The 546-nt window shown below is 48.0% G+C and carries 2 rRNA genes; both read right to left on the bottom strand.

Annotated elements, in window-relative coordinates:
- Window positions 1-101 precede the first annotated feature (101 nt).
- Window positions 102-217: ribosomal RNA gene (gene rrf / locus L5M49_RS25245) — 5S ribosomal RNA — on the bottom strand.
- A 139-nt stretch (window positions 218-356) separates the two neighbouring features.
- Window positions 357-546: ribosomal RNA gene (locus L5M49_RS25240) — 23S ribosomal RNA — on the bottom strand; the annotation flags it as partial.

Genomic DNA, 546 nt, shown 5'->3' with positions numbered 1-546 from the left:
CGGGACTCGAACCCGCGACCCCCGGCGTGACAGGCCGGTATTCTAACCAACTGAACTACCGCTCCTTTAGCTTAACGTCTACACGTTAACCTAAATTAGGCGCTTGGCGATGACCTACTCTCACATGGGGAGACCCCACACTACCATCGGCGCGTTTGCGTTTCACTTCTGAGTTCGGGATGGGATCAGGTGGTTCCACAAGGCTATTGTCACCAAGCAAATTCTGTTTATTACCGTGTCCATCTCTGGACCACGTTAATAATAATTCGGAAAGCTGATTTGCTTTGTTTGAGTTCAAACTTTATCAAGTATCTGTATTCTGTCTAAGTTCGCTTAGCAAAACCCATCTGGGTTGTATGGTTAAGCCTCTCGAGTCATTAGTACATGTTAGCTCAACGCCTCACAACGCTTACACACCATGCCTATCAACGTCCTAGTCTCGAACGGCTCTTTAGAGGAATTAAATTCCTAGGGATGACTCATCTTAGGGCTCGCTTCCCGCTTAGATGCTTTCAGCGGTTATCGATTCCGAACGTAGCTACCGGG

This window comes from Shewanella sp. SM74 (genome assembly GCF_025653725.1).
In the GTDB taxonomy this organism is placed as follows: Bacteria; Pseudomonadota; Gammaproteobacteria; order Enterobacterales; family Shewanellaceae; genus Shewanella; species Shewanella oncorhynchi.
The sequence above is the reverse complement of the archived record's forward strand: the minus strand, read 5'-3'. Positions and strand labels throughout refer to the sequence as shown.